Origin of the sequence: Lentzea albidocapillata (assembly GCF_000719115.1) — a bacterium.
Taxonomy (GTDB): Bacteria; Actinomycetota; Actinomycetes; order Mycobacteriales; family Pseudonocardiaceae; genus Lentzea; species Lentzea albidocapillata.
Genome location: NZ_JOEA01000008.1, coordinates 333,102 through 344,144 on the forward strand (window position 1 = coordinate 333,102; position 11,043 = coordinate 344,144).

Annotated in this window: 12 protein-coding genes; 4 read left to right on the top strand and 8 right to left on the bottom strand. The window is 67.9% G+C overall.

The window, feature by feature from the left end:
* Nucleotides 1–13: 13 nt before the first annotated feature.
* Nucleotides 14–946: a M28 family metallopeptidase gene (locus tag IG04_RS0114060; RefSeq protein WP_051769833.1), complete on the top strand. Its 933-nt coding sequence runs from the start codon at nucleotides 14–16 to the stop codon at nucleotides 944–946.
* Here IG04_RS0114060 and IG04_RS0114065 read toward each other — a convergent pair.
* Nucleotides 919–1,485, bottom strand: coding sequence for a TetR/AcrR family transcriptional regulator (locus tag IG04_RS0114065; RefSeq protein WP_245816368.1), 567 nt, complete (start codon nucleotides 1,483–1,485; stop codon nucleotides 919–921). The genes IG04_RS0114060 and IG04_RS0114065 overlap by 28 nt on opposite strands.
* A 59-nt stretch (nucleotides 1,486–1,544) precedes the next feature.
* Here IG04_RS0114065 and IG04_RS0114070 point away from each other — a divergent pair, with 59 nt between their 5' ends.
* Nucleotides 1,545–2,003, top strand: a complete 459-nt coding sequence (locus IG04_RS0114070; RefSeq protein ID WP_051769839.1) for a hypothetical protein — start codon at nucleotides 1,545–1,547, stop codon at nucleotides 2,001–2,003.
* Nucleotides 2,004–2,006: 3 nt separating this feature from the next.
* Here IG04_RS0114070 and ileS read toward each other — a convergent pair whose 3' ends face one another.
* Nucleotides 2,007–5,111 (bottom strand): isoleucine--tRNA ligase, encoded by a 3,105-nt coding sequence (gene ileS / locus IG04_RS0114075; protein WP_030477070.1) that lies wholly within the window; start codon nucleotides 5,109–5,111, stop codon nucleotides 2,007–2,009.
* A 250-nt stretch (nucleotides 5,112–5,361) separates the two neighbouring features.
* On the opposite strand from ileS, the gene IG04_RS46460 reads away from it, so the two are divergent.
* Both IG04_RS46460 and IG04_RS0114085 read left to right on the top strand, forming a co-directional pair.
* Complete coding sequence (locus IG04_RS46460; RefSeq protein ID WP_036014530.1) at nucleotides 5,362–5,706, top strand: DoxX family protein; 345 nt, start codon at nucleotides 5,362–5,364, stop codon at nucleotides 5,704–5,706.
* Nucleotides 5,703–6,851 carry an AfsR/SARP family transcriptional regulator gene (locus IG04_RS0114085; RefSeq protein WP_051769842.1) on the top strand — a complete coding sequence of 383 codons (1,149 nt, stop codon included), beginning with the start codon at nucleotides 5,703–5,705 and terminating at the stop codon, nucleotides 6,849–6,851. Before IG04_RS46460 ends, IG04_RS0114085 begins: the two co-directional genes overlap by 4 nt.
* Nucleotides 6,852–7,020: 169 nt before the next feature.
* Here IG04_RS0114085 and IG04_RS0114090 read toward each other — a convergent pair whose 3' ends face one another.
* The 6 genes from IG04_RS0114090 to pgeF all read right to left on the bottom strand — a co-directional run bounded on the left by IG04_RS0114090 (nucleotide 7,021) and on the right by pgeF (nucleotide 10,801).
* Nucleotides 7,021–7,506, bottom strand: a complete 486-nt coding sequence (locus IG04_RS0114090; protein WP_030477073.1) for a hypothetical protein — start codon at nucleotides 7,504–7,506, stop codon at nucleotides 7,021–7,023.
* Nucleotides 7,507–7,521: 15 nt separating this feature from the next.
* The gene (wag31, locus tag IG04_RS0114095; protein ID WP_030477074.1) at nucleotides 7,522–8,337 is read right to left on the bottom strand and encodes a DivIVA-like cell division protein Wag31; all 816 of its coding nucleotides are present in this window, start codon (nucleotides 8,335–8,337) and stop codon (nucleotides 7,522–7,524) included.
* A gap of 48 nt (nucleotides 8,338–8,385) precedes the next feature.
* Nucleotides 8,386–8,661, bottom strand: coding sequence for a YggT family protein (locus IG04_RS0114100; RefSeq protein WP_030477075.1), 276 nt, complete (start codon nucleotides 8,659–8,661; stop codon nucleotides 8,386–8,388).
* Between the two features lie 19 nt (nucleotides 8,662–8,680).
* Nucleotides 8,681–9,334, bottom strand: coding sequence for a cell division protein SepF (locus IG04_RS0114105; protein ID WP_030477076.1), 654 nt, complete (start codon nucleotides 9,332–9,334; stop codon nucleotides 8,681–8,683).
* A gap of 67 nt (nucleotides 9,335–9,401) precedes the next feature.
* Entirely contained in the window at nucleotides 9,402–10,100 is a 699-nt protein-coding gene (locus IG04_RS0114110) for a YggS family pyridoxal phosphate-dependent enzyme (protein ID WP_030477077.1), read from the bottom strand.
* Complete coding sequence (gene pgeF / locus IG04_RS0114115; protein WP_030477078.1) at nucleotides 10,097–10,801, bottom strand: peptidoglycan editing factor PgeF; 705 nt, start codon at nucleotides 10,799–10,801, stop codon at nucleotides 10,097–10,099. Before pgeF ends, IG04_RS0114110 begins: the two co-directional genes overlap by 4 nt.
* Nucleotides 10,802–11,043: the final 242 nt, after the last annotated feature.

The window sequence follows — 11,043 nt, forward strand, 5'->3', positions numbered from 1 at the left end:
ACGGAGTTGAACCATGAGGATCCTGATCGCGCTGGCGGCCGCCTTGATGGTGACCGGAGCGACCACCGCGCAAGCGGCGGCACCCGCGGCTCTCGCCGCACCGAACATCAACGTCGCGAACGTCCAAGCACACCTGAACCAGTTCCAGTCGATCGCCAACGCCAACGGCGGCAACCGCGCACACGGACGACCGGGGTACCTGGCCTCGATCAACTGGGTGAAGAGCAAGCTCGACGCGGCCGGCTTCACGACGCGCGTGCAGTCGTTCACCTACAACGGCGCCACCGGCTACAACCTGATCGCGGACTACCCCGGCGGCGACCTGAACAACGTCGTCATGCTGGGCGGCCACCTCGACAGCGTCACGGCGGGCCCCGGCATCAACGACAACGGCACGGGCTCCGCGTCGATCCTGGAGGTCGCCCTCCAGATGAAGGCGACCAACTTCCAGCCCACCAAGCACGTGCGGTTCGGCTGGTGGGGCGCGGAGGAACTCGGGCTGCGCGGCTCGACGTTCTACGTGAACTCCCTGTCCACGACCGAGAGGTCGAGGATCAAGTCGTACCTGAACTTCGACATGACCGGCTCGCCGAACCCCGGCTACTTCGTCTACAGCGCCTCCGGTCAGCCCTCCGGTTCGCTGGCGCTGCAGCAGTCGTTGCAGGCGGGCTTCCAGTCGAAGGGCGTCGCGACCGAGCTGACCAGCGTCGGCGGCCGCTCCGACCACGCGGCGTTCGCCCGCTCGGGCATCCCGGTCGGCGGCACCTTCACCGGCGCCGAGGGCATCAAGACCTCGGCCCAGGCGCAGAAGTGGGGCGGCACGGCCGGCCAGGCCTACGACCGTTGTTACCACCGCTCCTGCGACACCACGTCCAACGTCAACGCCACGGCGCTCGACCGCAACGCGGACGTGATCGCCTACTCGTTGTGGGCCACCGCGGCCTGATCTGATTTCTGCGTGAGGACCTGCACGGCCTCGTCGAGCACCGGTTCGACGAGGCCGGGCAGGGTCGTCCACATCTGCGCCTGGCCCAGGTAGAGGCTGAACGCGATCAGCGCGCGTCTCCTCGCCTGGGCCTCGCCGAACCCGAGCTGCTCGAACAACTCGGTCAGGTAGCCGATCCGCTTCTCGGTGACGCGCTGGAGCACCGGCGCGATCACCTCGTTCCCGGCACCCGCCTGCAACGCCATCTCCACCGAACCCTTGCGGGTCTGGTCGAGCACCATGGCGAACAGCGTCCGGAGCTTGCCGTGCGGCGTCTTCTCGGACTCGACCAGCTCGATGACCTTCTCGGTGTGCTCCCGCTCCCACCGCTCGACCGTCGCCTTCAGCAACGCTTCGCGGTTCGGGAAGTGGTGGTAGACGCTCCCCTTCGTGGCTCCGGCCCGCGCCGCCAATGGCTCGATCGCGACGGCCGGAAGCCCTCCCTCGGCGAGCGCTCTCAGCGCTATCTCAGTCCAGTCGTCACGATTCCTCCGCGCCACGCTTCCATACGCTAGCGTATGTTCCAGAAACATACGGCAGCGTATGGAGGGGGAATTCCATGATCAAGAACGTCCACACCCGCGACCTCGGCGTGCCCGCCGGCCCGTTCGTCGAGCGCATCCAGGAGCTCTGGCCACCCGCCTGGGGCAAGCAGGAGTTCGACCGCCCGCTGGGGGTCGGAGCCGACGGCGGGCACGGCCCGATCCGCTACCACTGCACCGAGTTCGTCCCCGGCGAGTCGATCACCTTCGCGTTCAGCGACGGCGACGGCACGCACACCCTGTCGGCCTCGGGCACGGTCCTGCGGCACGAGTTGATCGGCGATTTCAGCCTGGGCAAGCGCCTGCGGTGGGCGTTGATCATCCGGTGGATGCACGACGCGTGCCTGGAGGACCTGTTCGACGCCTGCGAACGCGCGGCAGGCCGCGTACCCGCCGCACCCGCTCGGTGGTCGCCGTGGGTGCGGCTGGTGCGGCGCTCACTCGGGGTGAGCCCGCACCAGCCACAACTCATCTAGTGATCACGCCTTGGCGACGGCGACCTTCACCTTGGCGCCGTCACCGACGGTGCCCTCGGACGTGCCCTCGCCGAACACCACCGACGTCGTCAGCGTCTCCGCCTGGACGAACGCCAGGTGCGGCTCGACGGCCGAACGCACCGCGTCCGGAAGCTCCAGCGTCAGCGTGATCCGGTCGGACACGTCGAGTTGGGCGTCCTTGCGGGCCTGCTGCACCACGCGCACCAGGTCACGCGCGACACCCTCGGCCTCCAGCTCCGGCGACACCACCGTGTCGAGCACGACGACACCGGCGCCACCGGGCAGGGCGGCCGTGGCGGCGGGATCCGTTGCCACCAGGCGCTGTTCGTACTCGCCCTCGAACAGCTCTACACCGGCGGCGACGATCCTGCCGTCCACTTCGGACCAGTCACCGGCCTTGACGGCCTTGATGACCTTCTGCACGTTCGGGCCGAGCCGCGGCCCGGCCGCCCGCGCGTTGACGACCAGCTGGAACTGCCCGTAGGCGTCGACGTCCGTGGACAGCGACACCTCCTTGACGTTGACCTCGTCGCGCACGATCCCGGCGAAGTCCTCCAGCAGGCCCGCTACCGGCGACGCCACCGTCAAGCGCGCCAACGGAAGCCGCACGCGCAGCTTGTTCGCCTTGCGCAGCGACAACGCCGTCGAGCAGACGTCGCGCACCTCGTCCATCGCCGCGACCAGCGCGTCGTCCGCCGGCACGTCCGACACCGACGGGAAGTCCGTCAGGTGCACCGAACGGCCACCGGTCAGCCCACGCCACACGACCTCGGAGGTGTACGGCAGCAACGGTGCCGTGACGCGCGTGACGACCTCCAGCACGGTGTGCAGGGTGTCGATCGCGTCCTGCTCGCCGTCCCAGAACCGCTGCCGCGACCGGCGCACGTACCAGTTCGTCAGCACCTCCAGGTACTCACGCACCAGCTGGCACGAACCGGAGATGTCGTAGACGTCCATCGCCGCCTGGACGTCGCGCACCAGGTCGTGCGTCTTCGCCAGCGCGTACCGGTCGAGCACGTTCTTCGAGTCGACGCGCCACGTGCCCTCCTTCCCGGAAGCGTTGGAGTACAACGCGAGGAAGTACCAGGAGTTCCACAACGGCAGCACCGCCTGGCGCACCGCGTCCCGGATGCCGCGCTCGGTCACCACGAGGTCGCCACCGCGCAGGATCGGCGACGCCATGAGGAACCAGCGCATGGCGTCGGAGCCGTCGCGGTCGAAGACCTCGTTGACGTCCGGGTAGTTCTTCAGCGACTTGGACATCTTCTGGCCGTCGTCACCAAGCACGATGCCGTGCGCCACGCAGTCGCGGAACGCGGGCCGGTCGAACAACGCCGTCGCGAGCACGTGCAGCGTGTAGAACCAGCCGCGCGTCTGCCCGTTGTACTCGACGATGAAGTTGCCCGGGTAGTGGTTCTCGAACCAGTCCGCGTTCTCGAACGGGTAGTGCACCTGCGCGAACGACATCGAGCCCGACTCGAACCAGCAGTCGAGCACGTCCGGGATGCGCCGCATCACCGACTGGCCGCTCGGGTCGTCCGGGTTCGGCCGCGTCAGCTCGTCGATGAACGGCCGGTGCAGGTTGTCCGGGCGCACGCCGAAGTCGCGCTCCAGCTCGTCCAGCGACCCGTACACGTCCGTGCGCGGGAACTCGGGGTTGTCCGAGGTCCACACGGGCAGCGGCGAGCCCCAGTACCGGTTGCGCGAGATGTTCCAGTCGCGCGCGTTCTCGAGCCACTTGCCGAACTGGCCGTCCTTGATGTGGCCGGGCACCCAGTTGATCTGCTGGTTGAGCTCGACCATCCGGTCCTTGAACTGCGTGACCGCGACGAACCACGCCGACAGCGCGCGCTGGATCAGCGGGTTCTGGCAGCGCCAGCAGTGCGGGTACGGGTGGTCGTAGGTCTCGTGACGCAGCAGCAGGCCCGCGTCCTTGAGGTCACGGATGATCAGCTTGTTCGCCTCGAAGACGTGCACGCCCGCGTACGGCGCCGCCTCCGCGGTGAACTTGCCATCCGGCCCGACCGGCACGACGACCTCGATGCCCGCCGCGTCCGTCACGACCTTGTCGTCCTCACCGAACGCCGGTGCGATGTGGACGATGCCCGTGCCGTCGTCGGTGGTCACGTAGTCGGCCGTCAGGAACTGGTGCGCGTTCTCGCGGCCCAGGAAGAAGTCGAACGGCGGCAGGTACTTCTTGCCGACCAGGTCCGACCCCTTGTAGCGGGCGACGACCTCGGGCTCCTCGCCCAACTCACGCGCGTACGCCGCGACACGGGCCTCGGCGAGCAGGTAGCGCTCGCCGTCGGAGCCCACGACAGTCACGTAGTCGACGTCCCGGTGCACCGCGGCGGCGAGGTTGCTCGGCAGCGTCCACGGCGTCGTCGTCCAGACCAGGGCCTTCTCGCCGGACTCCAGGCGCAGCGCCACCGTGACGGCCGGGTCCTGCCGGTCCCGGTAGGCGTCGTCCATCTTGGTCTCGGTGTTGGACAGCGGCGTCTGGCAACGCCAGCAGTACCAGAGCACCCGGAAGCCCTCGTAGATCAAGCCCTTGTCCCACAAGGCCTTGAACGCCCACATGACGCTTTCCATGTAGTCGAGGTCGAGCGTCTTGTAGTCGTTGTCGAAGTCGACCCAGCGCGCCTGCCGCGTCACGTAGTCGCGCCACTGGTCCGTGAATTGCAGCACGGACGTACGGCAGGCCTCGTTGAACTTCTCGATGCCGAGCTCGTCGATCTCGTGCTTCTGCGTGATGCCAAGCTGCTTCTCGGCCTCGTACTCGGCCGGCATGCCGTGCGTGTCCCAGCCGAACCGGCGCTCGACGTGCTTGCCGCGCATCGTCTGGTAGCGCGGCACGACGTCCTTGACGTAGCCGGTCAGCAGGTGCCCGTAGTGGGGCAGGCCGTTCGCGAACGGCGGGCCGTCGTAGAAGACGAACTCGTTCTCGCCGTGCTCACCGGCCGGGTTGCGGTCGATGCTCGCCTGGAAGGTCTCGTCGTCCTTCCAGTACCCGAGCACGTCCTGCTCGAGGTTCGGAAAGGACGGCTGCGCCGGGACCTCGTTCGCTCCGGCCCTGGGGTAGGCCATCTCCACTGCTCCTCGCGGTCAGATGCGACACGCGAGGACGACACGCCGATGTGGCTCGGCCCGCCGCGGTACCACCCCGCTTGCCCGCCTGCTTGCGGCGAGCCTCTCGTTCTTCGGCTGTGACGGGCCGGTCCCGTCCGGTTCTACTGAGGTGCTCGCGCACCCGTTCTTCCGGAGGCTCCCCGGTGATGGCCGGATCGGTGCCTGTTGGTTACAGGGTAACCGGAGGCGCAAACCGTATGCTCAGCCGATGACGTTGACCATCGCGTTGTCGATCGTGCTGGCCCTGCTGTTCGTGGCGACGGGCGCGGGCAAGCTGTTCGGCGCGAAGGCGTCACTCGAGGCACGTGACCACTTTCGGATGAACCCTGCGCTGTGGCGCACCATCGGCGCGCTGGAGTGGGCGGGCGCGGCAGGCCTCGTCGTCGGTCTGGTCACGTGGGAATGGGTGGCGCACGCGGCCACCGTCGGCCTCGGGCTGCTGATGGTCGGCGCCACGATCACGCGGTTGCGGTACGACTCGAAGCCCAGCGGTGTCGTCGTGGACCTCGCGCTGCTCGCGTTGCTGATCATGCTCCTGTTCCTGGACCGGTGAGGTTCCACCTCTTCGGCCCGCCCGAGGTCCGGCGGGGTACCGACCTCGTCGACGTGGGTCACGCACGGCAGCTGAGCGTGCTGGCGGTGTTGCTGGTGGACGTCAACCAGGTCGTCGGCGTCGACAAGCTGCTGTCACGGGTGTGGGGCGATGCGCCGCCGCGGCAGGCGAAAGCCGCGCTCTACAGCTACGTGTCGCGGTTGCGGACGGCGTTGGACGGCATTCCGATCGTGCGCCGCTCCGGCGGGTACGTGCTGGAAGCCGACCCCGCGTCCATCGACCTGCATCACTTCCGCACTCTCGTGGCGCTCGGACGGCCTGCCGAGGCCATGGCGCTCGTGCGCGGCGAACCGTTCGAGGGCCTCCATGGCGCGTGGTTCTCCGGCCTGCGCGCAACGCTGGCGGGTGAGATCACCGCAGCCGAACTGGACCACACCGACGCACGTCTGGCCGCCGGCGAGCACGTGTCACTGGTGGCCGAACTGACCGCGCGCACGTCCGAACGCCCGCTCGACGAACGGCTAGCGGGGCAACTGATGCGTGCGTTGATCGGTGCCGGTCAACGCGCCGATGCGGTCGCCTACTACTCGCGGCTCCGCGATCGGCTCGCGGACGAACTGGGCCTCGACCCCGGTCCCGCGTTACGCGACCTGCACGCATCACTGGTCCAGCGTCCACAGTGGAGCCCGCGGCAACTTCCACCTGCCCCGGCGGACTTCGCCGGCATGGCGGCCGAGCTCGCGGCCCTCGACCTGGAAGGGCCGATCGTCACGATCACCGGACCGGCCGGCACGGGCAAGACGCGGCTCGCGTTGCACTGGGCGCACGAGCACGCCGCCGACTACCCCGACGGCCGGCTGTTCGTGGCCCTCGACGGCTCCGACCCGGCCGATGTCGTCCGCGAGTTCATCATCGCGCTGGGCACCAGCCCGGACGGCATCCCGCCGGAACCGCACGCGCAGACGGCGCTCTACCGCACGTTGCTGGCCGACCGGCGAATGCTGATCGTGCTCGACAACGCCGCGGACACCGCGCAGGTCGTGCCGCTGCTACCGGGAACACCGCGCTGCCGGGTCGTCGTGACGAGTCGCGAACGCCTGCCAGGTCTCGTCACCGCCCACGGGGCGCGCCCGATCGTGCTCTGAGTAGTAGATCCACTCATGGCGCGCTGAGTTCAGCTACCGGCGCCGACGTCTGGGGCTGGGGCTGGGCTGCACCGGCAAGGAGGAATGCGAAAACGACGGCCAGGGCCCTCAGCCTCATGGCTCGTTCGTAACCGCCAGACCGCACCGCTCGTCCGCGAAACGGACAGAGTCAGCCGGTACGGCTCCTGCGCACCAGCACCGCGTCCGGGGTGCACAGCGCGCACGGCGTGAACTGCAGCTGCCGTGCCTCCTGCACCGGGAGGCCCAGCGTGGGCCTCCCGGCAAGCCAGGAGCACGAACTCAGGTGATATCGGGGCCGTTCGTCCAGCACCCGCACCTCAGCCACCAGATCGGCCACGACGAGCAGGTCTGCCGCGTCGGTGTCCTCTTCCGGTGGTTCCTCGTCAGCGGACGGCGTGTCGGCTACCGCCGGCTCCACCACCCGTTGATCATCAGCTTCACGTAGTTGATCTACACTCTGCGCGTCGGCAGCGGGGTCCCCCGGCCGTCTCCGCCACCAGTCCCAAGCAAGGACCAGGGCGGCGAGCACGCTCGCGCCCACGGACGACCACGCCCAGATCGTGTTGGACGTGGCCAGCGCAGGCACGAGCAACCCGAGGGCTGCCAGCACCAGAAGCAGAACTACGAAGAGCACCTAGCGAACAGTAGTTCAGCCCGCTTCGGCGCGTGCGCCGAAGGAGTAGCCCTGGGAACGACCCTCGGACGGAGCGGCCGGGCCGCGGTCCTGGAGGTCGCGCAGGGACGACTCGAGCATCGTCTTCAGTCGCGTGCGGTACTCACGTTCGAACGTCTGCAGCTTGTCGATCTGCTTCTCGAGCGTGTTCTTCTCCTGGGTGATGTTGCCCATCACCTCAGCGTGCTTGCGCTGCGCGTCACGGTCCAGCGCGGTGGCCTTCTCACGGGCCTGCCGCTCCAGCGTCTCGGAACGCGTCCGCGCGTCGTTGAGCATGGTCTCGGCACGCGTGCGCGCCTCGTTGACCATCGTGTCGGCCTTGGCGCGAGCCTCGGACAACAGCTGCTCGGACTTCGTGCGCGCCTCGGACAGCATGCCGTCCGCTTCGGCCTTCGCCTCGCCCGTCAGCCGGTCCGCCATCTCCTGGGCAAGGCCCAGGACCTTCGCGGCCTGCACGTGGTGGTCTCCGCCACCACCGGGGGACGTCTGCTCCATGACGGAGGGCGGCGGGACCGGCGCCAGGCGGCGCGGCTCCTCCACCGGCATACGGGTCGTCATGGGGCTGGAAGCAGCTTTCGCACGCGCGTCGTCGAGGTCGGCACGTGACGTCTCGAGCTGCTGGTCGAGCTGCTCGACCTGCTGACGGAGGTCGTTGTTCTCCTCGATCAAGCGGGCGAGCTCGCCCTCAACCAGGTCGAGGAACGCGTCCACCTCGTCCTCGTTGTAGCCCCGCTTGCCAATCGGCGGCTTGCTGAATGCAACGTTGTGCACATCAGCGGGGGTCAACGGCATCGGATCACCTCTCGCACTCCTGGGCTGCGGTCATCCCACGGTTCCCCGTCACCTGGGATCTGCGAATCGCATCAGAATGATAACGACTAGCCACAGCACAATAATCGATAGGTCCAGCCCGACGCCCCCGATCCGCACAGTCGGGATCACCCGACGGAGTGCACGGACCGGTGGGTCGGTGACCGTGTAGACGGTCTCAAGCGTCACGGCAACGCCGCCGGCGGGGCGCCACTCCCTCGCGAACGTCCGCACCAGCTCGACCACGACACGCGCGGTCAGGAACAGCGAGAACGCGAACAGGAGGTAGAAGATGACGAGCCAGATCGGGTCCACGAGGTCAACTCTAACCGTGGTTCCCGAACCCGCCCTCGGCCAGCTTCCGCCGGTCCTCCGCGGTGACGTCAACGTTCGGCGGTGAGAGAAGGAACACCCTGCTCGTGATCTTGTCCATGGACCCGCGCAGAGCGAACGCGAGTCCGGCCGAGAAGTCGACGAGACGCTTCGCGTCCGCGTCGTCCATGTCGGTCAGGTTCAAGATCACCGGGGTGCCGTCGCGGTAGTGCTCCCCGATCGTGCGCGCCTCGCTGTAGGTACGGGGGTGAAGCGTGGTGATGCGCGCCAACGGGTTGCCTGCCGGCTCCGCAACCGGACGCAGCCTGCTCACGGGCTCGCGCTGCGGCTCGACAGCGAGTGCGCCGTGCACGGGTGCGTCGGCACTCCAGCGTCGCGTGCCCGAGGGGTTGCCCCCGCGCCGCGACTCCGGCTCGTAGTCGTCCGGCTCGTCGATGTCGGCCCGGTACCCGGAGCCCTGGAGCTCCGACCGGCCCGGCGTGAACACGCGGTTGCGCCGCGGGTACGGGTCGTAGTCGTCGGCCTCGGCCGCGTACTCGGACCGGTAGTCGCCGTAGCGGCCGCGGTCGTCCTCGTAGCCGGGGTCGTCTGCGTACTCGGCGGGGACCATCCCGAAGTAGGCCTTCAGCTTGTGCAAAGCGCTCATTCCAGCCCCTCCTCGGCGGTTCCCCACTCTTAGGGACGGTGCGGACGGTCCCGAGGTTCCCGACAACCTACGGCGAGATTAGTCGCCGGCTGCCGAGCAACGCCGTTCCGACACGCACACAGGTCGATCCGTGCGAGATGGCATCTTCCAGGTCACCGCTCATTCCCGCTGACACATGGATGGCAGTGGGATGATCATCACGTAGGCGAGATACCACCGAAACCAACGCCTGAAACGCCTGCGATGGCTCCATCGTCCGAGGCGCGACAGTCATCGCGCCTCGAAGAATAAGATCACCCGAACGAGTGATCACGCCAGCCAGTTCCGCCACATCAGCAACAGCAACCCCACCGCGCGACGTGTCCCCGTCGATGCTGACCTGCAACAACACGTCGAGCCTGGTGCCTTTCGCGTGCGCCGCCTTCGCCAACGCCTCGGCCAGCCGGACGCTGTCCACGGAGTCGACCTGGTCGGCCCACTCGACGACGGACTTCGCCTTGTTGCGCTGCAACCGCCCGACCATGTGCCACCGCGCCTCGCCGAGGTGTCTCAACTGGCCGACCTTCGCATCGGCCTCCTGGTCGCGGTTCTCCGCAAAATGCCGGAGCCCAAGCCCGTAAAGGATCTCCACATCGCTGGCGGGCCAGGTTTTCGTCACCGCGAGCAACATCACCTCGTCCCGAGCCCGCCCCGCCACCTCACATGCTTTGGCGATGCGTTCCTCGACCTCCGCGAGGTTCTCCTCCAACTCCGCAGCCCGGTTCACGGCTCAATCCAAATCACCGACGCAAGCCGCCCGGTAGGCGCCTGCCGCCGATGGCTGAACAGGTCCTTCTCCTCGAACGTGCACCGAGGATCGACCCCGATCTTCCCGACCCCGGCACTCGCCAGCTGATTCCACAGCCCGGCCCGCAAATCCAGGGCAGGCGTACCTTTCCGCGACTTGGACGCACTACCGGGCAGGTGCTTCTCGACGTCCTTCTGCATCTCGGCAGGCACCTCGTAACACTCACCGCACACCGAGGGCCCCAGCAACACCTCGATGCGCTCAAGCTCAGCCCCCAGCGCCATCATCGCCTTGAGCGCCTCGACAACCACACCGACCCGAGCACCAACACGCCCAGCGTGAACAGCCCCGACAACCCCGGCCTCTTGATCCCCAAGCAAGACCGGCACACAGTCAGCAGTCAACACAACAAGCCCGAGACCAGCCCGTTTCGTCACAACGGCATCGGTAGCCTCAAGCGGCTCCCCCTGCGGCCCGTCAACGGTGGCAACAGTGCGCCCGTGCACCTGCTCCATCCAGACCAACCGATCGGCCGAAAGCCCAATCCCCTCAGCCAGCCGCCCCCGGTTAGCCTCAACCGCTCGAACGTCGTCCCCAACGTGATCGCCGAGGTTGAACGACTCGTAGGGCGCCTTGGACACGCCACCGGCACGGGTGGTGACAACACGACGAATGCGCACACTTACACCCTAGTTCGCACGAACACGCACCCCAGCCCTCCCCCGCGCGACGCCAAAGGCAAGCCGCCCTCACACGCGAAGCCGAAGGCGAGCCGTCCTCCCCCACGCGACGCCGAAGGCGAGCCGTCCTTACCGCGCGGCATAGGCGGTGGGGTCCCATCACGAGTCGCGCCATAGCACTTGCTGCACCTGAGGGGTGAGGTCAAGTCGACACGCTCTTCGTCGACTTGACCTCACCCCTC

Excerpts from the sequence above, each read along its gene's own strand:
- IG04_RS0114060 (WP_051769833.1), top strand. The coding sequence starts at position 14 with ATGAGGATCCTGATCGCGCTGGCGGCCGCCTTGATGGTGACCGGAGCG.
- IG04_RS0114070 (WP_051769839.1), top strand. The coding sequence starts at position 1,545 with ATGATCAAGAACGTCCACACCCGCGACCTCGGCGTGCCCGCCGGCCCG.
- ileS (WP_030477070.1), bottom strand. The coding sequence starts at position 5,111 with ATGGCCTACCCCAGGGCCGGAGCGAACGAGGTCCCGGCGCAGCCGTCC.
- IG04_RS46460 (WP_036014530.1), top strand. The coding sequence starts at position 5,362 with ATGACGTTGACCATCGCGTTGTCGATCGTGCTGGCCCTGCTGTTCGTG.
- wag31 (WP_030477074.1), bottom strand. The coding sequence starts at position 8,337 with ATGCCGTTGACCCCCGCTGATGTGCACAACGTTGCATTCAGCAAGCCG.
- IG04_RS0114105 (WP_030477076.1), bottom strand. The coding sequence starts at position 9,334 with ATGAGCGCTTTGCACAAGCTGAAGGCCTACTTCGGGATGGTCCCCGCC.